General features: G+C 40.2%; 21 protein-coding genes, 1 pseudogene and 1 riboswitch. Of the genes and pseudogenes, 7 read left to right on the forward strand and 15 right to left on the reverse strand.

Annotated features, from left to right (window positions below):
• Positions 1 to 31: 31 nt before the first annotated feature.
• Positions 32 to 3,250 (reverse strand): type I restriction-modification system endonuclease, encoded by a 3,219-nt coding sequence (hsdR, locus tag ACM44_RS09285; RefSeq protein WP_048499769.1) that lies wholly within the window; start codon positions 3,248 to 3,250, stop codon positions 32 to 34.
• 79 nt (positions 3,251 to 3,329) lie between these two features.
• Entirely contained in the window at positions 3,330 to 4,319 is a 990-nt protein-coding gene (locus ACM44_RS09290; RefSeq protein WP_048499934.1) for a helix-turn-helix transcriptional regulator, read from the reverse strand.
• 228 nt (positions 4,320 to 4,547) lie between these two features.
• Positions 4,548 to 4,647, forward strand: a riboswitch (SAM-I-IV-variant riboswitch).
• A 66-nt stretch (positions 4,648 to 4,713) separates the two neighbouring features.
• Here ACM44_RS09290 and ACM44_RS09295 point away from each other — a divergent pair.
• The gene (locus ACM44_RS09295) at positions 4,714 to 5,331 is read left to right on the forward strand and encodes a hypothetical protein (RefSeq protein ID WP_048499770.1); all 618 of its coding nucleotides are present in this window, start codon (positions 4,714 to 4,716) and stop codon (positions 5,329 to 5,331) included.
• A 289-nt stretch (positions 5,332 to 5,620) separates the two neighbouring features.
• A complete protein-coding gene (locus ACM44_RS09300) occupies positions 5,621 to 5,863 on the forward strand; it encodes a hypothetical protein (RefSeq protein ID WP_048499771.1) in 243 nt (80 codons plus the stop codon).
• 211 nt (positions 5,864 to 6,074) lie between these two features.
• On the opposite strand, the gene ACM44_RS09305 is transcribed toward ACM44_RS09300, so the two are convergent.
• A complete protein-coding gene (locus ACM44_RS09305; protein WP_048499772.1) occupies positions 6,075 to 6,743 on the reverse strand; it encodes a hypothetical protein in 669 nt (222 codons plus the stop codon).
• A gap of 330 nt (positions 6,744 to 7,073) precedes the next feature.
• Complete coding sequence (locus tag ACM44_RS09310) at positions 7,074 to 7,694, reverse strand: helix-turn-helix transcriptional regulator (protein WP_048499773.1); 621 nt, start codon at positions 7,692 to 7,694, stop codon at positions 7,074 to 7,076.
• Positions 7,695 to 7,909: 215 nt separating this feature from the next.
• On the opposite strand from ACM44_RS09310, the gene ACM44_RS09315 reads away from it, so the two are divergent.
• On the forward strand, positions 7,910 to 8,446 hold the full coding sequence (locus ACM44_RS09315; RefSeq protein WP_048499774.1) for a plastocyanin/azurin family copper-binding protein: 537 nt from the start codon (positions 7,910 to 7,912) through the stop codon (positions 8,444 to 8,446).
• Between the two features lie 310 nt (positions 8,447 to 8,756).
• On the opposite strand, the gene ACM44_RS09320 is transcribed toward ACM44_RS09315, so the two are convergent.
• From ACM44_RS09320 to mnmE, 6 genes are all read right to left on the reverse strand, one after another.
• Positions 8,757 to 9,572 (reverse strand): HipA domain-containing protein, encoded by an 816-nt coding sequence (locus ACM44_RS09320; RefSeq protein WP_316932552.1) that lies wholly within the window; start codon positions 9,570 to 9,572, stop codon positions 8,757 to 8,759.
• Between the two features lie 115 nt (positions 9,573 to 9,687).
• A complete protein-coding gene (locus ACM44_RS09325) occupies positions 9,688 to 10,023 on the reverse strand; it encodes a HipA N-terminal domain-containing protein (protein ID WP_048499776.1) in 336 nt (111 codons plus the stop codon).
• Positions 10,023 to 10,232, reverse strand: a complete 210-nt coding sequence (locus ACM44_RS09330; RefSeq protein WP_048499935.1) for a helix-turn-helix domain-containing protein — start codon at positions 10,230 to 10,232, stop codon at positions 10,023 to 10,025. The genes ACM44_RS09325 and ACM44_RS09330 overlap by 1 nt, the downstream gene beginning before the upstream one ends.
• A 317-nt stretch (positions 10,233 to 10,549) precedes the next feature.
• Complete coding sequence (locus tag ACM44_RS09335) at positions 10,550 to 11,026, reverse strand: hypothetical protein (RefSeq protein WP_152669330.1); 477 nt, start codon at positions 11,024 to 11,026, stop codon at positions 10,550 to 10,552.
• A gap of 195 nt (positions 11,027 to 11,221) precedes the next feature.
• Positions 11,222 to 11,524 (reverse strand): hypothetical protein, encoded by a 303-nt coding sequence (locus ACM44_RS09340; protein ID WP_048499778.1) that lies wholly within the window; start codon positions 11,522 to 11,524, stop codon positions 11,222 to 11,224.
• Positions 11,525 to 12,059: 535 nt separating this feature from the next.
• Positions 12,060 to 13,520, reverse strand: a complete 1,461-nt coding sequence (gene mnmE, locus ACM44_RS09345; RefSeq protein WP_048499779.1) for a tRNA uridine-5-carboxymethylaminomethyl(34) synthesis GTPase MnmE — start codon at positions 13,518 to 13,520, stop codon at positions 12,060 to 12,062.
• A gap of 90 nt (positions 13,521 to 13,610) precedes the next feature.
• Here mnmE and ACM44_RS09350 point away from each other — a divergent pair, with 90 nt between their 5' ends.
• Positions 13,611 to 14,051, forward strand: a complete 441-nt coding sequence (locus tag ACM44_RS09350; RefSeq protein ID WP_048499936.1) for a phage tail protein — start codon at positions 13,611 to 13,613, stop codon at positions 14,049 to 14,051.
• A 55-nt stretch (positions 14,052 to 14,106) separates the two neighbouring features.
• Here the strand turns inward: ACM44_RS09350 and ACM44_RS09355 are convergent, their stop codons facing one another.
• From ACM44_RS09355 to gyrA, 3 genes are all read right to left on the reverse strand, one after another.
• Positions 14,107 to 15,879 (reverse strand): aminopeptidase P family protein, encoded by a 1,773-nt coding sequence (locus ACM44_RS09355; RefSeq protein WP_048499780.1) that lies wholly within the window; start codon positions 15,877 to 15,879, stop codon positions 14,107 to 14,109.
• Positions 15,880 to 16,114: 235 nt separating this feature from the next.
• Positions 16,115 to 17,506, reverse strand: coding sequence for a tetratricopeptide repeat protein (locus ACM44_RS09360; protein WP_048499781.1), 1,392 nt, complete (start codon positions 17,504 to 17,506; stop codon positions 16,115 to 16,117).
• A 32-nt stretch (positions 17,507 to 17,538) separates the two neighbouring features.
• Positions 17,539 to 20,202 carry a DNA gyrase subunit A gene (gene gyrA / locus ACM44_RS09365; protein WP_048499782.1) on the reverse strand — a complete coding sequence of 888 codons (2,664 nt, stop codon included), beginning with the start codon at positions 20,200 to 20,202 and terminating at the stop codon, positions 17,539 to 17,541.
• A gap of 149 nt (positions 20,203 to 20,351) precedes the next feature.
• Here gyrA and ACM44_RS09370 point away from each other — a divergent pair, with 149 nt between their 5' ends.
• Positions 20,352 to 20,666, forward strand: coding sequence for a DUF4286 family protein (locus tag ACM44_RS09370; RefSeq protein ID WP_048499783.1), 315 nt, complete (start codon positions 20,352 to 20,354; stop codon positions 20,664 to 20,666).
• Positions 20,667 to 20,746: 80 nt separating this feature from the next.
• Here the strand turns inward: ACM44_RS09370 and ACM44_RS15020 are convergent.
• Together ACM44_RS15020 and ACM44_RS09375 are read right to left on the reverse strand one after the other, a co-directional pair.
• Positions 20,747 to 20,902, reverse strand: a pseudogene (locus tag ACM44_RS15020) (Bax inhibitor-1 family protein); the annotation flags it as partial.
• A gap of 17 nt (positions 20,903 to 20,919) precedes the next feature.
• Entirely contained in the window at positions 20,920 to 21,954 is a 1,035-nt protein-coding gene (locus tag ACM44_RS09375) for an acyl-CoA reductase (protein WP_048499784.1), read from the reverse strand.
• A 62-nt stretch (positions 21,955 to 22,016) separates the two neighbouring features.
• On the opposite strand from ACM44_RS09375, the gene ACM44_RS09380 reads away from it, so the two are divergent.
• Together ACM44_RS09380 and serC are read left to right on the forward strand one after the other, a co-directional pair.
• Positions 22,017 to 22,367, forward strand: a complete 351-nt coding sequence (locus tag ACM44_RS09380; RefSeq protein ID WP_048499785.1) for a 4Fe-4S dicluster domain-containing protein — start codon at positions 22,017 to 22,019, stop codon at positions 22,365 to 22,367.
• A 148-nt stretch (positions 22,368 to 22,515) separates the two neighbouring features.
• Positions 22,516 to 23,580, forward strand: a complete 1,065-nt coding sequence (serC, locus tag ACM44_RS09385; protein WP_048499786.1) for a 3-phosphoserine/phosphohydroxythreonine transaminase — start codon at positions 22,516 to 22,518, stop codon at positions 23,578 to 23,580.
• The last annotated feature ends 33 nt before the right edge of the window (positions 23,581 to 23,613 follow it).

The following is a 23,613-nucleotide window of genomic DNA, read 5'->3' on the forward strand; positions in this document are numbered from 1 at the left end:
TGCCAAAGTTTGGAACTTTGGCAAAGTTCTTTTACGCATAAAGTTCGGTATTGAGCTCGGCGATTAACGGTTCCAGCTCATAATTAAATATCTTGTCTAATCGTTTGAAACCTCCTTCATCAATGAAAGGTTTCAGATCAAGGTCTTTTTTGGTAAGCACCGATTCTGCAAGCAACTGTTTTTCGAAGCGGTCGATCCACTTGGTTTGTATGGCATTAAAAGATTTTTTCTGTTTGATCTTTGCAATGGCATTTTTTATGCGCTGTTCGTGGCTTATCAAATCGGTCCCCAAAGACAGGGTGCGAATATAGGCAATAATATCTGCTGCAATGTCCACGTTTTTTGTAGATTTCCAGGCGGTGTTGAGATGGGATTCAGTATAACCTTTTTCGTCAAGCAATAATTTAAGTTCTTTTAAGGATTTGCGGTCCAGATCCTGTGGCCTGTTACAGATGATTCTAATAGCGTCGATCGTGTTCTTATTGTCTTCGATAAAGGTTTTGAAACCTTCGATATAATCTTCGGGCTTGGATGCATTTCCGTAACCGCGCCTCACCTCTCTTACCTGATCCGGATGGTCTGAAATAAATTGTGGGATTGGTTTATAAACTTTTTGGTCGAGAAAATCCCATAAATCAACATGTTCTTTAATAAAACCATATAAATCCTGACCTTTTTTCTCTTTCAGCGTTTTCATAAAATCTTCCACAGAAACCTCTCGGGAGTAAAATGCAAAAGTTTCTTTTTGCTCCTCCGACATTTTCTTTAGCTTGCGATTAAGCTTGGCAGAGATTACATCTGCCTGTTTCCTAAGGATGTCGTCATTTCTTATCTTATCCAGTTCATCTGTAAGCTGCTTGAAGGTAAAAGATGGATTGGAAACCGGCTTCATCGTAGTGAATTCTTCCATGGCTTCATACTGCTTCACCGCATCAAAGATTCGGAATGATTCTTTCCCAATTTCCGGACACAATCTTGTCGCGCGACCAAGCATTTGCTCATAAAGAATTCTTGACTTCACTCTTCTCAAAAATACGATATTGCAGATGGGACGCACATCTACTCCCGTGGAAAGCAAATCTACCGTAACTACAATATTTGGATATTTTTCGTATTTGAAATCCCGAGTTAACTGTTCGTTATTATACACCGAACCGGTAATTTTCACAATAGCTTTATCGTGTAGATCCACTCCAATATTTTCGAATTCCTCTTTCAGCAAATCCACCACCGTATCGGCGTGGGAATCGCGAGCTGCAAAAATCAAAGTTTTTTCTTCTCCTTCAGGATCGAGATATTCTACAAGCTTTTTTACGACCTCCCTGTTGAAGTTTTCATTAAGCACTCTTTTATTGAAATCATCAATTTCGAATTTCAAATCGTCTTCTAATTCAGCCAAATCCACAATTTCTCCCGTTGCCAGATCATAAACTGTTGGTTTTTCACCTTTCTGCCATTTTATTCCTTCGGAATTCAGTTCGGTAACGATTTCAAACGGCGGTTCAAAATCCACGAGATAACCGTCGATCACTGCCTGTCTATAGGAATAGCTGTAAGTCGGCATTCCGAAAACCTGCGTCGTGTGAAGTGCTGGCGTTGCAGTAAGTCCGATTCTGTAGGCATCGAAATATTCAAGAACTCTCTTATATTGGGAAAAATAGTCTTCTTCGTTCTTGAAAAGCAGTTCGTCATCATCCAGTTCCTTATCCAAATTGTAGCCGCGATGTGCTTCATCTACGATGATGCAGTCATAAGCATCAACCGTTAATGGCGGTTCGTCAGAATAAAAGAGCCGTTTTACCATACTTTGAACCGTGGCAAAATGCAGCCGTGTTTCGGAATCGGGTCTTGCGATTTTAAGTTCCTCTAGCTTGTAGATACCGGAAAAAGATTCCATTAATTCTATCTTATTCTCCTTTATGCTGTCAATAGCCTGCTTTGAAAGTAGTCGTCGGTCAGTAAGAAACAAAATTCTTTCAAATCGATTGGCTTTGATCAAGCGGTAAATTAATCCATTTATGGTTCTTGTTTTCCCGGTTCCCGTTGCCATGACAATAAGCGCTTTCTGCTCTTCGGGCTGATTAATAATTTTATCTTCAACAGCATTGATTGCATCAAGCTGATAATAATAAAGATTAAGACCATTTTTGGAAGTCAGATAATCAGGATTGCTGTCCTGCAATTTCTGATTGGCTAAATGAATGTCTCTTTCAAAAAGCTCTTCTAAACCTTTTGGCGAATACCAACCACGCAATGGCCGTGAGCGGTTTGTAGAAATTCTGATATCCTGAAACCAGATTCCGCTTTTAGTTCTCAACTGCTCAAAATACGCTCTACCGTTCGTGGAAAAAGCAAACGGAACTTTATAATCTTCCCAGATTCCGAGATTATTAACTTCTTCTTTAATAACGATATTTTCAGCATATACTTTCGACTGATAAAGGTCTGTAGAAATATCCGTCCCAAATCTTTTTGCTTCTACCACCGCATATAATTTTGTCCCTACAAATAAAGCATAATCCACATAACCACCTTTGCATGGCCATTCTGCAATCGCCATATTTCTGTTTTTCTCGGGAAGTGTTTTATGGGTTTTATAATTGACGGTTTCGGTATCGCATTCCCAACCTGCATCCCGCAACTGCGGGTCAATCAGTTGAATCCGGGTTTCTTTCTCACTCCACTGAATTTTGTCTGCTTTTTGCTCCGCAAGTTTTCTTCTGCTTGCTTTCTGTTCTTCAGAAATATTGAAGTTTCTAATTTTTTCTTCGTACTGCTGAATGGTTATCGTAAGACCTTCAAGTTTTTTATTCAGTTCTTCAATTTCTTCCTTGTTTTCAGTCGGTTGAAGCGGAATGTATGTTTTATCGGCGATAAAGTCATTTTCATAGGTTTCGAAAAACCACACCAATAATTTATATATGCTTTCGAGGGTGGATAAAGCTTCTTCCTTTGTGCCAATGCCTTCATGCGACGCCGTATTCCCGGATTTTCTAATGAAGTGAAATAGGTTTTTCACCTGATCCGGCAATATATTATAATATTTCAGGAAGTTGATAATGTCAACTTGCTTCATGTCCACGACTTCCAGCTCCTCAAATGCTGCAATGAAACGAATCAGCTTTTCAGCTACCAACCTCGATTTTGCAATTGACGAACTCGGATCAACGAAGTATAATTTTTCGGCTACTGTAGCAAACTGAAACAGCTCCTCATAAGTTGGCAGAAGAAAAGTGAACTTTGATTCCATTTATACTCAGTTTTAAATTCATTTTTTTGACCTTCGGATAATCACAAATATAACAAAACATCTGTGCAACTAAAGTGCATTAATAATAATTGTTTAGATTTCTCACCCTCGCTTGAACACGATCTACAAATTCACTTGGTTTCAAGACCTTCATTTTTTCGCCGAAAGACAAAATTAATGCTTCTAATTCATAATTAAGCTTCACCTCTAAAGTCAAAATATTTCCTTTCACTTTTTGCGAACCATGTAATGGTTTTGTGATGATGTACGGAATAATATTTTCGGACAATTCTATCGTTACTGTTACGGGTTCCTCGTCCAAATTATTACTCACGCCAATAATTTCCTCAAAATACTCATTGAAGTCTATTTCACTTTCTACAAAAGTGCTTTTAAAGGATTCAACACGTTCAATACGATCCAGCGCAAGATTGTTAATGTATTTTTCTTTATTATTCCAACCAAACAAAAACCATCGGTTATTGTACTGTTTCAGATAGTAAGGCGAAATCTCAAAAGAGGAAACCGTTTTTGATTTAAAACTTTTGTACAAAATTGTAATCGGCTGCTTATTGAGGATAAACTGATAGAGTGTACTTAGGAATTCGAGACCCTTCAGATATTCGTTAACTTCAAAATCAATAACTTTTTTCTCGGTATGTTGCAGATTTAAGCCCGCATTAATTTTTGTCGTAATTTCCTCAATCCAATCGAAACCGGGAAGATTTTTCATTCTGCTCATTGTTTCCAAGGCTTCTGTAAGTTGTCCAATTTCTTGTGAGGACAACGGTTTCTTAAGGATAGAAAAATCAGGATCGGAATATCTGTAGAAGACCTTACGACCGTCCTGAATGCTCTCAATGGGTGCATCATAACCAGCTTCACTTTTCATGAAATCCATATCGTCAAAAATCTGACGGCGTGATACTGTGGTTTCTGTTGCGTAATGATCTGTAAGAACATTGGAACAATATTCAATCAGATCATTGATGTAGAATTTTTTATACGGATTTGAGAAGCATTTGTCCAATGCTTTATAACGAATAACCGCGTTTTTGTTTTGAGCCATTAATTTTTTTCGTGGAATGGTAAAAATACAAAATGCAATTGAAAGAAAAAAAAGGTAATCCATATAGGGTGTATGGGTGTAAACAAATTTTCCTATTAACACGCTGTAGGATTATGCAACTGAATGAAACGGATATTTTGAAATGTTTTCTTTTACTTTGATTTACTAAGTTTTTTTTGAAAAAAAACAAAAAAAATATTCACTAAAAATTAATTCCTACATTTGCGTCACAATCATCACGAGATCCGCCGAGTGCGGACGCCAACCGAGAGTTAACCCTCCACGGTGGTATAGTATGAGGGCAGTCCTGCCACAATAAAAGGTTTACAATTGACTTTCTACTACGAATGCTCCTGATGGTTACTGTTTAATATCAACTAACATTAGTACCATCATGAAAAACAAGCACGCCTCTGCACCACCAAAGATCTACCCTCGCAGGAAACACCTGGTCACCCTTGAATACCGTACCCCATTGGGAGAAGTGTATCTGGAACTGTATTATGAAGTGATAAAGCATCACAAATTCCGGATATTATCACGGGTGCTGCTGGATGATGAATATGACAGAAATCCGGATATAACCGAATGTCCTTTAAAAGCAGACCCACAAGTGTATGAACTGACGGATCAACTCCGCCTGGACCTCTATGAAATTGTGGAGCAAAAAATTGAAAGAGACCGCTTTACCGATGGGATTCCCCGACTTTACCAGTCCAGCAAGGTCTTCACCCAAAATGACTGGGAGCGGATGAGGGTGCAGTGGACTAAAAAGACGGTGAGTGACTTCACCGGTCCTTTCATCGAATTTCTAAATGAAAATTCACTTTTTCCGCGACCTTATGACCAGGAAAAAGGCCTGTGGACGGCATCGTGTCCCAATGTTTCCAAACATCCGCTGATGCTCAATGTCTTCGAAGAGCAGTTCGGGTGTGGATGGTGCAGAAAGAAGGGAGGTCTGGCAGAACTGAAGGAATGGATGGAGGAAATCGAAAGGTTTAAAAACAAGTAAGTCACCAGGAATTGCCATCCTAAACAAGCCTCGGTTTCTATCCGGAAAAATGGGATGGATGGGACCGGTCAATCGCCAGACCAATACATCTTCACAACAAGTAAAATATCTTACAAGACGAAATACTGAAAAGAAGTATGGACAGCAGCGCCATCATTGCAGGGCAAACGATGTCTTTAGCAAAACCTGTGGTGCCGGTAGCTAACAGAATTACAACATCTGAGGACAACTAAGTTTCAAAAGCAGTGTACCGACACGAATTCTAAAAAATTCATTAAACAAAAATATTATGAAAACATCTTCTTATCCATTTAAAGCGCAGTTAGCATTAAAATCTGACGCAGAACTTATCGAAACTTTTAACCGGGAAGTAGGAAACGGTGGTTGGGGAAGTGCGCGAGCCGAATTCTTAGCTGCGCTAAAGCAGGAATTTCTGAACAGATCACTTTGCTGCAGCCTGATTATCAACGGCAATAGCATGTCACTATCACGCCGAATAACAATGGATGGAGGCGTTATCAGATTTGCTTAAAATATCTGTATCATTATTTCAGGATTTATTTAGTAACCTGTATAGTTATTTTAGGATGGGTCATAACAGCAAATCAGTCAGTGATGAAGAAGGACCGCTGTGGATCAATGCGCTTTAAGCATGTTTCAAAACGGCATCGAAATTGCGGTCGGGCAACAAAAAAAGGCCTTCGAAACCAATCGAAGACCTTCTGTATTTATCATTGAAATCCTTATCTGGTTTCATAGTACGCCACTTCGGGAGTTCCGATCACCCCGGCCATTTTCATTCTCTTTTTCAAGATTTTGGAGTGTGGGAATTCTTTGGCTTTCTTCATGTCCGTAATATCGTTCACCACCTGCACCATATTGGGGTCATCAATGTTTCTGGCAACCAGCACATCCACCAGTCCGGCCGCATCACGGATGGATTTTCCTTTTTGAAAGCCGGCAAACCAGGTATCGAAATCCTTCACGCGGTGGTTCATAATCATCCATTTGGTTCCGTTGGGCGACGGAACGAAGCGCACCACCTGATAATAGACATTCTTCACTCCGCTCATTTCGCGCATCGCTTCCATGGAATGGGTAGCGTGATTGTTCATTGCTTTTTTGGCATTGGCTACATCATCAACAGTTGCTACGTTCATGATGTAATGTGGTTCACCAATTTTCGAGATGGTGATAAAAGTATCGATTCCATACTGCTTCCGCATCAGGGAATCTTTCAGAAATTGAGGTCTCCAGACATCAAAATCTTTCACCACGAAAGTGGTCTCCACGATTTTGTCCAAGGTGGTCTCATGATGTTGGTTTTGTGCGAAACTGCTGCCAAATGGCATCAGCACGAAAAACAATCCTAAACTTCGCAAAGGATTGCGCATGAATTTTAAAGTTTTCATCGTTATGGGCTTTTGGTTTAAACTACTGATCCTCTGATCAGTTTCTTAAAGTAAAGCTACGACGTTTGACTTTTTTACGTAAGAAAAAAGGATATTTTTTTTGTAACGCTAAAGAAATGTTAAAAAAATAAAGCCCGTGAGAGGATTCGCAGGAAAATACTTTTTACAGGAATTTGAATAAAAACCAATTTCACCCACCCTGCTGATATTCAGAAACATCCGTTTTCAGACCATTTCTGTAATTGCTGATGAAGATTCGGAATAGATGCTGAAGCAAAACTGAAGATGCCACATCATTTCAGACCGGCAAAAAAACCTGTTAAAGAACTGTTAAGAGGTAATCTTATAAACACAGTGATTTGCTCCGGACATCAGGTGATGCACCCGCTCCATTTCAAATTCACTACCGATCAACCGTTTAAAATTCGCCAATTCGGCCCTGCAAAAACCACCACACTCATTCGCAGCCGCCCCAATCGGACAGTGGTTCTGGATCAGGAAATAGTCGCCATTCTCAGTCCGCCATTCCGCCATATATCCCTCCGCAGAACGGATGGCGCACAAACGCTCCAGTCTTTCCTCCAGGGATTTGCTGCCTTCAATTTCCTGCTCATAGCGCTGGTGAACCTGCTGTTCGCGTTCGGTGATCATCAAATCCACCGCATTGTCGCCCAGGAGTTTCTTTACCGACCTCAGCAGTTCTACCGTGACGGTGGCGTGGGCATCCGGAAATTCAGACTGTCCTTTCTTGGACAGCGAGTAATACGTGATCGGCCTGCCTACCCCTTCGGTCTTTTGGGTACTTTTCACGTAATGTTGCTCCGCCAGTTTCAGGAGGTGCAGCCGGGCGCCTTCTTTGGTAATCCCCAATTCAGCCGCCAATGCAGCCACGGAAACCTCGCCACCCTTTTTTAAGATCAGTAAAATACGGTCTGAGACATTTCTTTTCATTTTCCCTAAAAGAACTTGTTAAATTAGATTCCGCAAAAGTAAGTAATCCCAAGTAAAATCCACAAACAACCTCAACAAACTAAAAAAAAACATGATATTAATCCTGTTAATTAAACAAGCAAAACCTTGTTTTATTTATGGCTTAAAGTTATCTTTGCCTAAGAGCTTTAACTCTTATTTAAAGCAAAAACCTAATTTTAAACTATTTTAGTATTATGAAAAAAGTAAAGCAACTTTCAGTATTAGCGATTGCAGCTTTGGTAATGGCCTCTTGCAGCAAAAACACCACCGAGGAGCAGACAACTGCGGCTCCGCAAACAGAAACCACAGCGCCTACTGAGCAAACCGCAGCACCCGCTGAAACTCAAGGTACGGTAGATGTTGAGCTGAATGCTGAAGACGCCATGAAGTTCGACAAAACCGAAATTAAAGTACCCGCCGGAAAGCAAGTCCGTCTTACTTTACATCATGTGGGAACCTTGGCCAAAACCTCAATGGGGCACAATTTTGTATTGCTTAAAATGGGGACAGATGTTGCCGCATTTGCCGCCAAAGCCGTACAGGAAGGAAAAGCTCCCGATTTCGAGGTTCCTGAAAGCCTGCTTCCAGAGGTGATTGCCCACACCAAAACCTTAGGTGGTGGAGAAAGTGCAACGATCGAGTTTGCAGCGCCCGAAAAAGGCACTTATGACTTCATCTGCTCCTTCCCTGGGCACGCAGCACAGATGCACGGAAAATTCATCGTCGAATAATTAGGCGCAAGCAACAAGCTTGACCAAACAGGTTCATCAACAGCAACTCTTACCAATCCGTAAGAAACCCCCTGTTTTTGAACCTGTTTTCATGTGAAAACCTGCACCCATCCTGCACCAAGAAAGCATTGTAGGCATCATCACCTCGCAAAATGCAGTGAATGGGGCATTATGGCAGTATAGTGGGCTGGCTGGTAATGCGGCTTAATGGTCGGTAAAGAAGCATATTTTGCGATACAGAAAGTAAAATTTCTTTTAATAATGCTGTTTTTGAAGCATTGAAGTGTACAAAAGCAGTACAGATTTTACCTTATTGAAATAGTTTTACCCTTTGTTTTATCAACTCACGATACTGAATTTTATTTTCATCATGGAGAAAGGATTGAGAAATCAATGTTGACATTTTCTTTTCTGCTTTGATCAATCTTTTGAAAACATTTTCGATTTGCTTTTCTGAGAGACCAAATTTTAATCCCAAATTGATAAAATCGGTTTTTGTCAGACGATTTTTCTTGCCTCCAATCGTTAAAGCTGTTTCTTCCCTATCTTCTGGAAGATGGAGCTGAACATTTAGCAAATCGTAGGCAGGTGAAAGTACCCAGTTTTCATCCTTTAGAATCAAAGAAAAATTCTTAAGATGCATATCATTATTGCCTGTGATATAACTGAAAATAATAACTTCGTAAAGTCTTAATACGTCCAGTAAAGTATTGGATGAATATTCAATAACTGCTTTTCCTACTTTCTCTACCGAACTTCGATATTTGTCGAAAGCTTCTGTAATTTGAAACATATCCAGCATATGTATTTTTTCGCCATTTGCCGTTCTGTCAATTCTTCTGGTAATGTAAGAAAACTCACCCGACTTTAAGCGTATCAATGACGAAACAACAGTCTGAATACCTAACAGTTCTGCCAATTTCATAGTTAAATGTTCATTCTCGGGCATTTCCGGGAAATTGATATTCTGTGGCTTCAGGATATAATTTCCTCCCAAGGCTTCTAAAACTGTTAATCTTCCTTTTCCACTATCTAAAGTTTCTTTTATAAAGCCTAAGGACAATTTGGGTTGAACACCAGGTACTGAAATAGACGTTTCTATAATTTCCTTCGCTAAAGCTTCCATTTCACCCAAGGTATAATTGAGTAAAGGAGCTGTTGCTGTGCCAAAGATTTTTTTGCAGCATTTGGTGTGAAAATCAATTTCTTGATCTTTCAGATCCTGATAACAAAAAAGACACTTACTCATCGTTATTTAAGTAAAAAGGTTGAACACTCACTGATCCAATACAATTTTTGCAACAAGCTAAAAGCAGTCCCATCCGGTCATTTTTATTAATTTTCCAATTATCTGAAGCAATATCTAAAAGCCATCCCTCTGGAATTAATCCTTCAAAAAAAGGAAACAGCCTCTTCTCCCGATAAACTGTATCCGTTACAGGCATAGAAAATGTGATGAATTGTTTTGGATACTCTTGAATATACATTGCATCATACGAAAATGTATATTCACCATCATTAGTTTCGGTAATGGTCCCTGCAAAAGTGCTGTTGTAAAAAACTTTTCCTTGTCTCATTATTCTATCTCTTTAGTATTTATAGGAATTAGTTTACTGCCAAACATTAAAAGCACCTGATTTACTTTTGCTAAACTTAAGTTTTCTTTTCCTTGCTCTATTTTTCGGATAACAGTAAGTGCAACACCTGCTCTCTCGGCAAATTCTTCCTGGGTTAAATTTGCCTCTTTACGTTTTTGCTTAACAAAATTCGACAGACTACTATACATAATTATATGCTTTTGCAACGATTAATGAACAAATATACAAATTATATGCAAATGAATATAACACAAGGCAATGGAGTTAAATTATATGTTATTGAATATAATTAAAGAGAGTGTTTTTCAGATGTAGAAATAAAAAATATTTATTTTTAAAATAGTGCTTGTTTTCGCTACCATCTCCATTTCTTTTTTGAAGTATCTTCCAAAGTATCTTTATCTACCTGATCTAGTACGCTATCAAATTCATTTTTTGCAGGATTGTTCCAATCCAATTTTCTTTCAGCCCACTGAATCCACTCTTGGTCATCAGGATTTTCAGATTATTTATATTCGAAATATTCCTTTAATACCATAAATTTTTTCCAAGGATGTGCATCATTATAGAAGGCAATGAATTTGCTGAGTTCATCATCTTTTAACTTTTGTTTAGCTTCCTCTATCTTTCGAAGCTCTTGTCGTCTTTCTTCGTCAATTTTCCATCTTCGTCTATTTTCAACCATTTTTTGAAACTCAGTTTCAATTTTGATTAAAATCTTTTCAATCTGATCTTCAACAAGAGATTTGTTAGTATCCGCAAAATCAAAAGTGCCAAATCTTCCAATTTTAACAGCTAATTTACCATTCGCAACCAAGTCTCTGCTTTTCCGGCCTCTTTCATCTATATTGTCAATTGCATTACTTTTTTCTCGAATATGCACCAGCATCTTGTCTTCATCATAAGCCGTAATTGTCATTCCTTCATCACTTAATAGTACTTTATACCCTAAAATTCTAAAGTTCTTAATCAGATTATCCAAAATTCTTAACGAACGAGAAACATTTTTAGGAGAAACTGTAATACTTGGTAATCCTCGGCTTGTACTAATTGTTCCTTTTAGCTTTTCATATGAATTCGGTAATTTTTTCTTATCAAGATTGGATTGTGTTTTTAAAGTAATATCATCTGGTCTGTTCAGTCTATCACCTACTTTTAAAATTAATGATGAGTTATTTTAAATTTTTTCAATAACGGCACTTCTGATTGGGTCCTCAGGAGAAAAATTTTGTTTCAAGACATCAACATTAATATTGATGTCTTTTTCTTCTTCCTTTTTAGGTAAGGGAAACTGAGCTACTTTTTTACCATATTGCAGCTTTTGCCAATAACCAGCAGGGGGAACGGGAATATCAAAATTTTTACAGATTTTTCGTAAGCCATTATCCGACAAATTAAATTCCTTTGCCAGCTGAATCATTGGTGTAGTCCAGACTTTGTCATAAAGTTTTTTCCGCGAAAGTTTGATATTGTTATTCATAGTTTACAATTGCTACATTTTTTGAGATGTTTCTTTCATTACTCTTGTAATTAGTTTTCATCTTTCAGCTAAAAATCACGACATCATTTCTTAGAGCCTGTTTAAAAATTAAATTATAAAAATTTGTATGAAGTATTTTTTTTACAAAATAATTTCATAAAAAAATGATCGTCAGTTGTTTACGTTAAATATTTTTCGTAACTCATTGGTTACTAAACAATTAAGTCGCAGCTGAAAAATTATCCAACCAACATTACTGACAATCAGTGGAAATTTATAAAAAAGACTTTAATTTTCAATGAAAGAAAAAGAAAACATGATTTAAGAACCATTTGGAAAGCTATATTGTACCTTGTGAAAACAGGCTCTTAGAGTATCCTAAAATTCATATTTTTAGAGATTAAAAACAACGGAGTATCACATTTAGCAGTATAAAATATGTCAACAAATGTCAGAAAATGTCAATTAACACTTTCTGTTTTTCATTTATTAATGCGGGTTGTATAGTTGTATTATGGTGCTTAGAAAATAGCGATTACTTTCCGATACAGAACTTAGAAAAAATATTTCCCAAAACCTCATCATTGGTAAACTCACCGGAAATCTCACCCAGGTGTTCCAAGGCGTACCGAAGTTCATAAGCCAAAAGTTCGGTCTGGATTCCCTGCGAGATGGCGGCTTTCACCCGGTTCACAGATTCCAGGGATTTCTGCAAGGCCTCATAATGACGCTGATTGGTGATCACCGTGTTTTCCCCGGTTTTGAGGTTTTCAACGTAGGAAGAGAGCTCCGTCTTCAATTGCTGAAGGTTCCGGTTTTCTAAAGCAGAGATCTTCAGCAGCTTGAAATCAGAAAATGAAAGTCCTGAACGGAGTTGATGGAGCAACCCGGAATATTCGGGATCACCCGCGGAATGGGCGGCATCAGGAGCTTTATCGATCTTTGTAAGACAAATAATGGTTTTCAAATCCGGCCGCATCAATTCATTCAGCATTTGGATGTCGTCGGAAATATCGGTTGAATTGGCATCGACCAGATAAACCAGAATGGAAGCTTTCGCCACTTTTTCTTTGGCTTTCACTACCCCTATTTTTTCAATCTCATCACTGGTTTCGCGCAATCCCGCCGTATCGATCAGGCGAAAAGCGTTTCCGTTGAGGTGCAAAACTTCCTCTATCGTGTCCCGGGTGGTACCAGCAATATCGGAGACAATCGCCCTTTCTTCTTTCAGCAAGGCGTTTAGCAAAGTCGATTTCCCGGCATTCGGCTTCCCAATGATGGCGACTTCCACCCCATTCTTGATCGCATTTCCGTACTGAAAACTTTCGATAAGTGAAGCCAGCTTATTTTCAAGTCGGTTCAAAAGCGCGTTCATTGCACTTCGGTCGGCAAACTCCACATCTTCTTCGGCGAAGTCCAGTTCCAGCTCCACCAAAGAGGTGAAGTTCAGCAAATCGCCCCGCAACAGGGAAATCTCGCTGGATATTCCACCTTTCAATTGGTTCAGGGCAAGTTTTCTGGAGGCTTCATTTTCAGAGGCAATCAAGTCGGCAATAGATTCCGCCTGACTCAGATCGATTCTTCCGTTCATGAAGGCGCGCATGGTAAACTCGCCGGCTTTCGCCATTCTGGCCCCGTTTTTTATCAAAACTTCCAAAATCTTGTTGGCAATATGCGGGGAACCGTGAAATGAGATTTCCACGGAATCTTCGGCAGTAAAAGTTTTCGGTGCCTTGAAAACGGAAACCATCACTTCATCAATCACGTGGTTTTCCGCATCCGGATGAGGGACGGAATGGCTTTGGTTTTCCGATTTTTCAGCGTCTGCATCTACGATATAGCCGTAATGTACCGTGTGGGTAGCTACTTTCGTCAAATCTTTTCCCTGAAAAACTTTATTGACGATTTCAAAGGATTGATCACCCGAAACCCTTATAATTCCTATAGCTCCCACTCCATTTGCCGTTGCCAATGCACAGATTGTGTTTTGATTCATCCTGCAAATTTAGCGAAATTGAAAGAGATTTTTTTCGGCCATTTTCAATCCGTTTTTGTAATTTTGAATTCAACCTTAAAACTTATAATTATGGCTCAACCAAAAACAATCAGCCGCTACCATTTCACTGCGGAATGGGGCGGAAACAGAGTAGAATTCCTTGAAATCAGCGGACTGGACATTTCCGTGGATGTGGTGGCAATGCGAAACGGCAATTCCCGTGAAAATTCGGAATTAAAAATCCCCGGAATCACCAGATTTTCGGAAGTGGTCCTGAAAAGGAATATCATCCAGGGCGACAACCAGTTCTTTGAGTGGATCAATACCAACAATTTCGGAACGGTGGAACGCAGGGATGTGGTGATTCATCTGCTGGATAACCAACACCAACCGATCATGTTTTGGAAATTGAAAAATGCCTTCCCCGCAAAATATTTGGGACCGGTGCTGATTTCCAACGACAGCCATCTTGCCACAGAAAGCCTCATTTTGGCTTATGATGGTTTCCAGATGGAAAAATTCGGGAAATAAAGAAAGTCGGTTCAACGTGAACCGACTTTTTCATCATATCTTATTTTGGAAGCGCTTACAAAGGTTTCACCTGCTCCAGGAACCAGGCCTTCACATCTCCTTCCAAATCGTTCTCTAATTTTTCTTGACACCATTGATGATAATGGTTCAACCATTCTTTTTCAGTCTCGGTCAAGAGAGAAACATCGATCACATTTCTGTCAAAAGGACAAATCGTTAAGGTTTCGAATTCATAGAAACTTCCAAAATCGGTTTTCTTCCATTCTTTCACTGCGATAAGGTTTTCGTGGCGAATTCCGTAATGGTAATCCAGATAGAATCCCGGTTCGTTGGAAACCACCATTCCCGGAATCAATTCTTGCGGATTCATGTCTTTTCTTATGTTTTGCGGACCTTCGTGCACATTCATGAAACTTCCCACACCGTGTCCGGTTCCGTGGTTGTAATCTTTCGCCTCTTTCCACAAAGCCATTCTCGCAAATGCGTCCAGCTGGACACCACGGGTACCTTTAGGAAATTTCAGCATAGAAAGCTGAATCAATCCTTTTAAAGCCAAAGTACAGTTGTGCTTAAATTCATCTGAAACCGCACCTAACGCAAGCGTTCTGGTAATATCGGTGGTTCCTTCCAGATATTGTCCTCCGGAATCCACAAGGATGGAGGACGCGTTGGTCACTTCTTTGCTTCCTTCACTTTTCGCTGAATAATGCATGATGGCGCCATTGTCCAGATAGCCCACAATCGAACCGAAACTTTCGCCCACGAAATTCTTTCCTTCCGCACGGAAACCGCGCAGCTTTTCACCGATCGAAAACTCGGTCATGGCTTCTTTTCCCGCTTGGTGCGTCAACCAATACAGGAATTTCACCATCGCCACGCCATCGCGCTGCATCACGGTTCTGAAACCTTCGAGTTCTGTTTCGTTTTTGATGGCTTTCATCAAATTTCCAGGAACGGGAGCCTTGATAAAGGTATTATTACCCTTTAGATGCTCAAAAATGGATTGGTTGCTGTTTGGTGAAATAAGGATTTTTTCGTCTTTCATGCGGTCCAGTGCCGGGAAAAATTCCTCGTAAGGACGCATTTTCACGAAAGCATCATCCATCTGTTTTCGCGCATCGTGATCCAGTTTTTCCAGGTCCACAAACAGTCCCGCATTATTTTTCGTCAAAATAATATAGCCTAGGAATACGGGATTCGCCTGCACATCACTTCCCCTTAAATTCAAAGTCCATGCTACATCATCCAAACTGGAAATGATATGGGCAGTTGCACCGATTTCCTCCATTTTGCTTCGGATATCGGAAAGCTTATCGGTCACCGATCTTCCCGCTCTTTCGATTGGATGCACAAAAACCGGATTCTTTTTCGCATTGGGGTTTCGGTCTGTCCAGATCTCCTTCAGCAATGGCAAATCAACGAGTTTTCTATTTTTTGCGGTAAGTTTCTCGGTAAGCAATTCCCAATTCGCATTTGAAGTGGCCAAAGCATTCACAGCGACGGTGCCGTTTTCCGGAGTTTCAGAAATAATCCAATCGATATAGTTGGGTGTTTCTTCCTCGCCTTCTTTCATGAGGGTAATTCCGGAATTTTCAAGTTCTATGGCGGCTTGCACGAAATATCTTCCGTCCGTCCATAAACCGGCTTTATTTTTGGTAATGACCACAAACCCTGCCGAACCGGTAAATCCTGAAATCCAAGCTCTTTCCTGCCATTCCGCCGGCAAATACTCGCTCATGTGCGGATCTGCGGAATAGGCGATGAAGGCATCGATATTATTTTCGGACATTTTTTGGCGAAGCGCCGATATTTTTTCTGAAGTCGTCATTTTTTTGAAATTTTGTCGCGTGAAATTACGAAAAAATCGAGGTTTGGCAATGGTAATTTCTAACTTTAAAGGAAATTAACGGTTGGCGGATTTTCAGCATCCCCGTCCTGAACGGTCCCCATTCAACTACCTTAATAAATTTGAAAAGACCGGCAACTTACCGAGTTCCAAGATTTTAAAAAAAAATATGCTGAAAACCAATTCAGCATATTCAAGTTTTTGAAAAAAGTTCCGCTTATTTTTTTCCTGCAGCTTCCAAAGCAGCTTCTTTAGCTTTGAATTCCTGGAACTTCGCGTCGTTTTTGGTGGACATATAAAGCCCTTTCAGCAACGTCACCGCATCGAGGTTCGTGGTGTCGGTTTGATACCATTTCTCTGCATAAGGCAATGCTTCTGCGAATCTTTTCTTTCTTGCATCCATGATTTTATTGGCTGCATCAATCTTTCCGGATTTTCTGGCCTCATTGTAATCATCAATCGCCTTGCCGTCATCTCCCATAATGAGGAAGGTAATGTTTTGAAGGGCATTGGCATAGTTTGGATTAAGTTCGATCGCTTTCAAGAATGCCGCTTTGGCAGCCTCATATTGCGCAGGATCACTTTTCAGCATAATTCCCAGATTGTACCAGCTGTCCACATCTTTTGGGTTGGCTGCAACCTGACCTTTAAGGACTTCAATAAATTCTGCAGATTTCCCTGAACTGAAATAAGCCAGTCCTTTGATATTGACCAGTTTTTCATCATTAGGGAACTTTTTCAGTCCCAGATCCGCATATTTAATTACTTCGTCGTAACGTTTTTCAGTATAAAGTTCATCGGTAAGGTTCTGGTAGATCTGTTTTTCTACACTTGGTGAAGTTTCCACCTTGAAGTCTTTGAATTCAGACGCCTCGCCCAACTTTTTCTGGAAATCAAAAATGGTTTTGTTCATTTTTTCCTGTTCTCCAGACTTTTTGTTGGTCGCCAAATAGTTGGTTTGCACTCCGGTGTAGCCCATTCCGATCAGCTCCTCAAATATCTTGATGGATTCCACATTGTTTTTCCCGTTGGTATATGCGGTTACGGCATTCAACAGGATTGAACCGTCATCACTTCCGGCAGCTTTCAAAAGGTAGTAGGTTTCCTTGAACTTGCTTCCTGAGAGATTAAAATTCTTTTGATTAAAGGCATCGATCGCCATCTTGTTCGCTTTGTCAGCTAAAGGAAATATGGCTTTCTCCACATTTTGCAAAAGCGTAGGGCTGTATGTTTCCTCTTTCAGACCCTGAATTCCGGACGCGTCCGCAGCAGCTTTACCCACGTAGTAAACCCTGTTTTTGGAGGCATCTTTTCCGGAGTAGATCTTATTCTTTGCCAATTCATTGATTTTTGCCAAATAGACCGCTCCTTCGGAAACTTTGCCGGTTTTCACCAAGCCAAGTCCTTTTGCATAGTAGTACTGCTCCTGAAGAGCCGGCTCAAGCAAATAAACATTCCCGTTCATGACGGATTCAGCTGCGGAAACTTGTGCGTTTGCCGTGGCGGTATCTCCTCCGTCAATGGCCTTCACCGCATTGGAGATCTCTTTTTTCTGCGCCAATGCGAAAGTCATCGAAACCACCGCAATGCTTAAAAATATTTTTTTCATTTTTTAATGATAAGATAAGATTGTTTTAAATTCTATTCCTCGGAATCATCATCAGGACTTTCCGAATGTTCTTGGTTTTCTACTGCTCCGTTTTCTGGGGTTTCCTCCTGGTCATCTTTTTTCAGTTCATTGGCCTCATCCATGTCGTTCCCTGCATTTTCATTTGCCTGGGAAGCCTTTTTGAATTCCGGGTTGTTGGAATCAGTGGTTTCTTCATTTCCATCAGTTTCATCTTCTTCCACTTCCTTATCCATTTCCACTTTTGCGATGGCTGCAATTTCATCATTGTTTTTCAGGTTGATCACCTTTACACCTTGAGTATTTCTGCCCATTACCCGCATTTCGTCCATGTTCATACGGATTGCGACACCAGATTTGTTGATAATCATTAGTCCATCATCATCAGTCACGGATTGAATGGCTATCAGATTTCCGGTTTTTTCTGTGATGTTTAAGGTGATTACCCCTTTTCCACCGCGGTTGGTCACCCGGTAATCTTCCACTGCGGTACGTTTTCCGTAACCTTTCTCAGAAACCACCAAAACGGTTTCATTCTGCACATCATTCACAACAATCATACCAATCACTTCGTCTCCTTTTTCCAGGGAAATTCCACGAACACCGATGGAACCTCTTCCCACTGCTCTTGCTTTCTCTTCAGGGAAACGGATGCATTTTCCGTTTTTGGTTGCGATCATGATTTCGGAATTTCCGTTGGTCAATCTTGCTCCCAAAAGTTGGTCGTTATCACGGATTTCAATCGCGTTCACTCCATTCGTTCTCGGTCTGGAATAAGCTTCGAGCGAAGTTTTCTTGATGGTTCCGTTTTTAGTAATCATCACGACATTCATTTGATTCACGTATTCGGAATCTTTCAAATCGTTGGTTCGGATATATGCTTTGATTTTATCGTCCGGTTCTATGTTGATCAAATTCTGAACCGCTCTTCCTTTCGCTGTCTTGGAACCTTCAGGAATTTCGAAAACCCTCAACCAGAAACATCTTCCTTTTTCTGTGAAAAACAACATGTACTGGTGATTGGTCGCGGTCACGATGTATTCAAGGAAATCCTCGTCTCTCGTGGTTGCGGCACGGTTTCCTACTCCACCTCTGCTCTGAACCTTATATTCTGAAAGTGAAGTCCTTTTAATATAACCGGCGTGAGAAATGGTAAGCACCACTTTTTCATCCGGAATCAAATCTTCGATGGACAATTCACCACCGGAATAATCGATTTCGGTTCTTCTTTCATCGCCGTATTTCTCTTTCATTTCAAGAAGTTCAGCTTTGATGATTTCGTAACGTCTTGGTTCGTTGGTCAAAATATCTTCCAAATCCTTGATTAAGTTCATGATTTCTTCGTATTCTGCACGGATTTTGTCCAACTCCATTCCGGTCAAACGGGCGAGTCTTAAATCCAAAATTGCCTGTGCCTGAATCTCCGAAAGTTCGAATTCCTTCATCAATCCATCTTTCGCTTCCTGTGGATTGGCGCTGTGACGGATGATCGCGATTGCTTTGTCCAAATCATCCTGGGTTCCAATCACCTTCATGAAACCTTCCAGGATATGCGCTCTTTCTTTGGCTTTCTTAAGTTCGAATTCGGTCCTTCTCACGATGACCTCATGACGATGCTCCACGAAATGGTGGATAATATCTTTCAGATTCAACTGTACCGGTCTTCCCTTCACCAATGCAATATTATTCACACTGAAAGAAGTTTGAAGCGCGGTGTACTTGTAAAGCATGTTGAGCACCACATTTGGAATCGCGTCATTTTTAAGTTCGTACACGATTCTCATTCCCTGCCTGTCAGATTCGTCACGGATTTCATAGATTCCGGGAATCTTTTCTTCCTTCACGAGTTCCGCAGTTCTTGCGATCATTTCAGCTTTGTTCACCTGGTAAGGAACTTCGGTGACGATGATGGCGTTCCTGTTTCCAACTTCCTCGAAATTCACTTTCGCACGCAAAACAATTCTACCTCTTCCGGTATGGAAAGCATCCCGAACTCCGTCATAGCCGTAAATAATTGCACCTGTCGGGAAATCCGGAGCGATGATGTGTTTCATCAGCTCGTCGATGGTGATATCATTATTGTCGATATAGGCCACAATCGCGTCGATACTTTCAGAAAGGTTGTGCGGCGCCATATTGGTCGCCATTCCCACCGCTATACCGGATGCACCATTCACCAAAAGATTTGGAATCTTCGTCGGAAGCACGCTTGGTTCCGTCATGGAATCGTCAAAGTTATTTTGGAAATCCACGGTTTCTTTATCCAGGTCGGCAAGAATCTCATCGGAAATCTTCTTCAGCCTTGCTTCGGTATATCGCATTGCTGCAGGCGGGTCACCGTCCATAGATCCGAAGTTACCCTGTCCATCAACTTGCGGATAACGCAAACTCCAAGGCTGCGCCATTCTCACCATCGCATCATAAACGGACGTATCGCCGTGTGGATGGTACTTACCGAGAACATCTCCAACAATCCTGGCTGATTTTAAATATTTTCTGTTTGAAAAAACGCCGAGTCCGTACATACCGTAAAGAACTCTTCTGTGAACGGGCTTCAAGCCGTCTCTTACATCTGGTAACGCTCTGGAAACGATTACCGACATAGAATAATCGATGTAAGAGGATTTCATTTCATCAACAATGTTGATAGGAATTAACCTTTCTCCTTCTTTTTGCATAATCTATTTTAATGATTTGAAAATCAGAATATTAGTTGGTATTTTTGATTTTCCTGAATTTCGATTTTTATAACGTGCTAAAATACGAATTTTTTCCCGATTTTTGCCCAATAACTTACTAACAAACATCATAAATAAAGTTAAAAATAATGAGCATTTTAAGCATCACTTTCCATAGCACAGAAAACATTAAAAACGACTGGGAAAATTACCTGGAAAACGAACTTCATCAGATGGTTGAAAACCTCTTCGATGTGGAGAAATACATCCTTTCGGAAGTGAACAGCGAAATGATCAACGAGGGCACCAATACGAACCTGCTATTGGTTTTTGACGATGATGAAAAACGCCTCGATTTTCTGGAAATTGAAATAAAGAACATCGAGGAAAGAATCACCGAAAAATTTGGTGAAGAGGTGATGGTTTTTGTGACTTTTCTAAATCCGCGTAAAAGTAGATTTTAGTTTTTTCCGAAAAAAAACGTGCATTGGTGGTTAAAAGTAATTTCCACGAATGCACGAATATCTTTTTTGGAAAAATTTCCTTAGCTCCTCCTGCTCATCAGAATTCTAAGAATATACCAAAACAGCAGCATCACCGACGCAAACAGCTGCAAAGATGCACCGACATACTGGTCAGTGGAATAGGTATTTTTCAGCTTGCTGGTTTCATAAAGAATGGATGCGGACGCCAAAATGACCTAAACTTGCCGAAGCCTCAAACGACCTCCAAAAAACGCATGGTATCCAAATGATCGGCATAGGTATCCAAACCGGGATTTTGAGCTTCGCCGAAATTGATGGAATTCAGTCCCAATGCAGGATCCGCAACAATTGCCTGGATATTTTCCTCATTGGTCGCAATGAAATCTTTCACGGCATCCAAACTTGAATATCTTGAAAAATTAATCACGGACAGCGGCGAAAACAGTCGCTCGTCCTCTTTCAGCATCACGAAATTATTGTCCCAAAACTTCTCCTGGTTCAGCAGATAGATGGCCCGGTTGTATTCGTAATTATTGGCATAACTGTGGTGATTGATTATTTCTTTAAAATTCAAGAAATTCTCAAATAATCTGTCGATTTTAAAATCTTCAGGGATGAAAATCCTGGTCACATTTCTGCAGCCCAAACCAAAATACCGGAAAATATCTTCCGCCAAAAGCTGGAGTTGCCCATCGGTTTCGTCGCCTTTCAAAACCGCGATAGAGGTTCTGTTTTTTCTAATGACGCTCAAGTGGTCCTTAAAATAATATTCCAGATATCTCGCTGTATTGTTGCTTCCGGTGGCAATCACCGCATCGAAATTCGCTAATCTTTCGGTCAATTCATAGCGCACATTTCCTGCGGAAAACCCATTCCATTTCTCCAACAAATAAGGGATCATCCGTTTATCTTTTGACGAAAGTTTAATCATCGGTATATTTCCACTCAGCACTACCGAAATCACATCGTGGAATCCCACCATTGGAATGTTTCCCGCCAAAATCAATCCTACTTTTTTAGGAATTTTAGCGATTTGATAATTTGAAAGCCATTTCTTTAAATTCTCCTCAGTGAGCAAATTAGCCCATTGCTTTAGGGCAAATTTTTGATTTTCGATGGTAAACCAGGAGTTTTCAATTTCCGATTTTCTCAATATTGTATAGCATTCTTCATCGATTTCATCATAGTTTTCAGATTCTTTTTCTAAAAACGCTTTGATGAAATCACTTAGCTTGCAAAGTCCTGAAATTTGTTTTTCTATTGTCATTTTTGGAGAAAATTGTCGGATTTTTCGTAATTTTGTGCAAATTTATAAATAATATATTAGCAATGGCTATCAGAATAACCGATGAATGTATAAACTGCGGTGCTTGTGAACCAGAATGTCCAAACAACGCAATTTATGAAGGAGCAGTAGATTGGCGTGCTTCCGATGGAACCGCCCTGAAAGGAAAAGTAGTGATGAAATCCGGTCTGACCATAGATGCAGATGAGCCCCAAGAACCAGTTTCTGATGACATCTACTTTATCGTAACCGATAAGTGTACCGAATGTAAGGGATTCCACGAGGAACCGCAGTGTGCTGCAGTTTGTCCGGTGGACTGCTGTATTCCAGATGAGGACCATGTGGAGACTGATGATGAATTACTGGCGAAAAAAGCCTTCCTTCACGGCGAATAATATTCCGCTCACTATTGTGGGCGATTTTTTTTAAAAAAGATGTTAGAAAAAAAAGAGTGAAGCAAAAAAAACTTCGCTCAATCATCTTCGCCTCAGGTTTTTTCCGGCCCAATAAAAAGTTGATATCTAAATCACAAAAAAAATAAAAATGAGTAAAAAACACAATTTCAGCGCAGGACCATGCATTTTGCCGCAGGAAGTTTTCGAAAAATCAGCACAGGCGATTTTAGATTTCAATGGAATCGGCTTGTCTATTCTCGAAATTTCACACCGAAGCAAAGACTTTGTGCCGGTGATGGAAGAAGCGAGAGCAATCGTAAAACGTTTGCTGAAACTTGGTGACGATTATGAGGTGGTTTATCTGGGAGGAGGAGCAAGCCTTCAATTTTTAATGGTGCCTTTCAACCTCATGAAAGCGGAAAATGGAAAAGCGGCCTATTTGGATACCGGAACCTGGGCGGCTAACGCGATTAAGGAGGCAAAACATTTGGGACAAGTCGATGTGGTGGCTTCTTCCAAAGATGAAAACTATTCCTATATTCCGAAAAATTATACGGTTGGTGAAGGTTACGACTATTTTCACTGCACATCCAACAATACCATTTACGGAACCCAGATGAAAACTTTCCCGGATGTGCCCACTTCTTTGGTTTGTGATATGAGTTCGGATATTTTTTCCAGGGTTTTGGACTTTTCAAAATTCGATTTGATTTATGCGGGAGCTCAGAAAAATATGGGTCCTGCCGGAGTGACCATGGTTTGCGTGAAAAAGGATATCTTGGGAAAAACCGGTAGAAACATTCCATCATATCTGGATTATTCGCTTCACATCAAGAAAGAATCCATGTTCAATACCCCGCCTGTGTTTCCGGTTTATGCAACACTTTTAACGCTCCAACATTTAGAAAATAATGGCGGAATAGCAGCTGCGGAAATCAGAAACGAAGCCAAAGCCAAACTGCTCTATGGTGAAATCGACCGCAATCCAATGTTTGAGACTTTCTGCAAAGAAGAAGACCGTTCTTTAATGAATGTTTCTTTCAAATTGACCGACGAATCCAAAAAAGAGGAATTCGACAATGCTTGGAAAGCAGCAGGAATCAATGGTTTGAATGGGCACAGAAGTTTGGGAGGATACCGGGCAAGTTTATATAATGCTCTTCCAATAGAAAGTGTTCAAGTTTTAGTGGAGGTGATGAATTCCATCAAATAAGAATTTCAAATTTTGATTTAGCACAGTTCAAGT

Origin of the sequence: Chryseobacterium koreense CCUG 49689 (assembly GCF_001045435.1) — a bacterium.
Lineage (GTDB): Bacteria > Bacteroidota > Bacteroidia > Flavobacteriales > Weeksellaceae > Kaistella > Kaistella koreensis.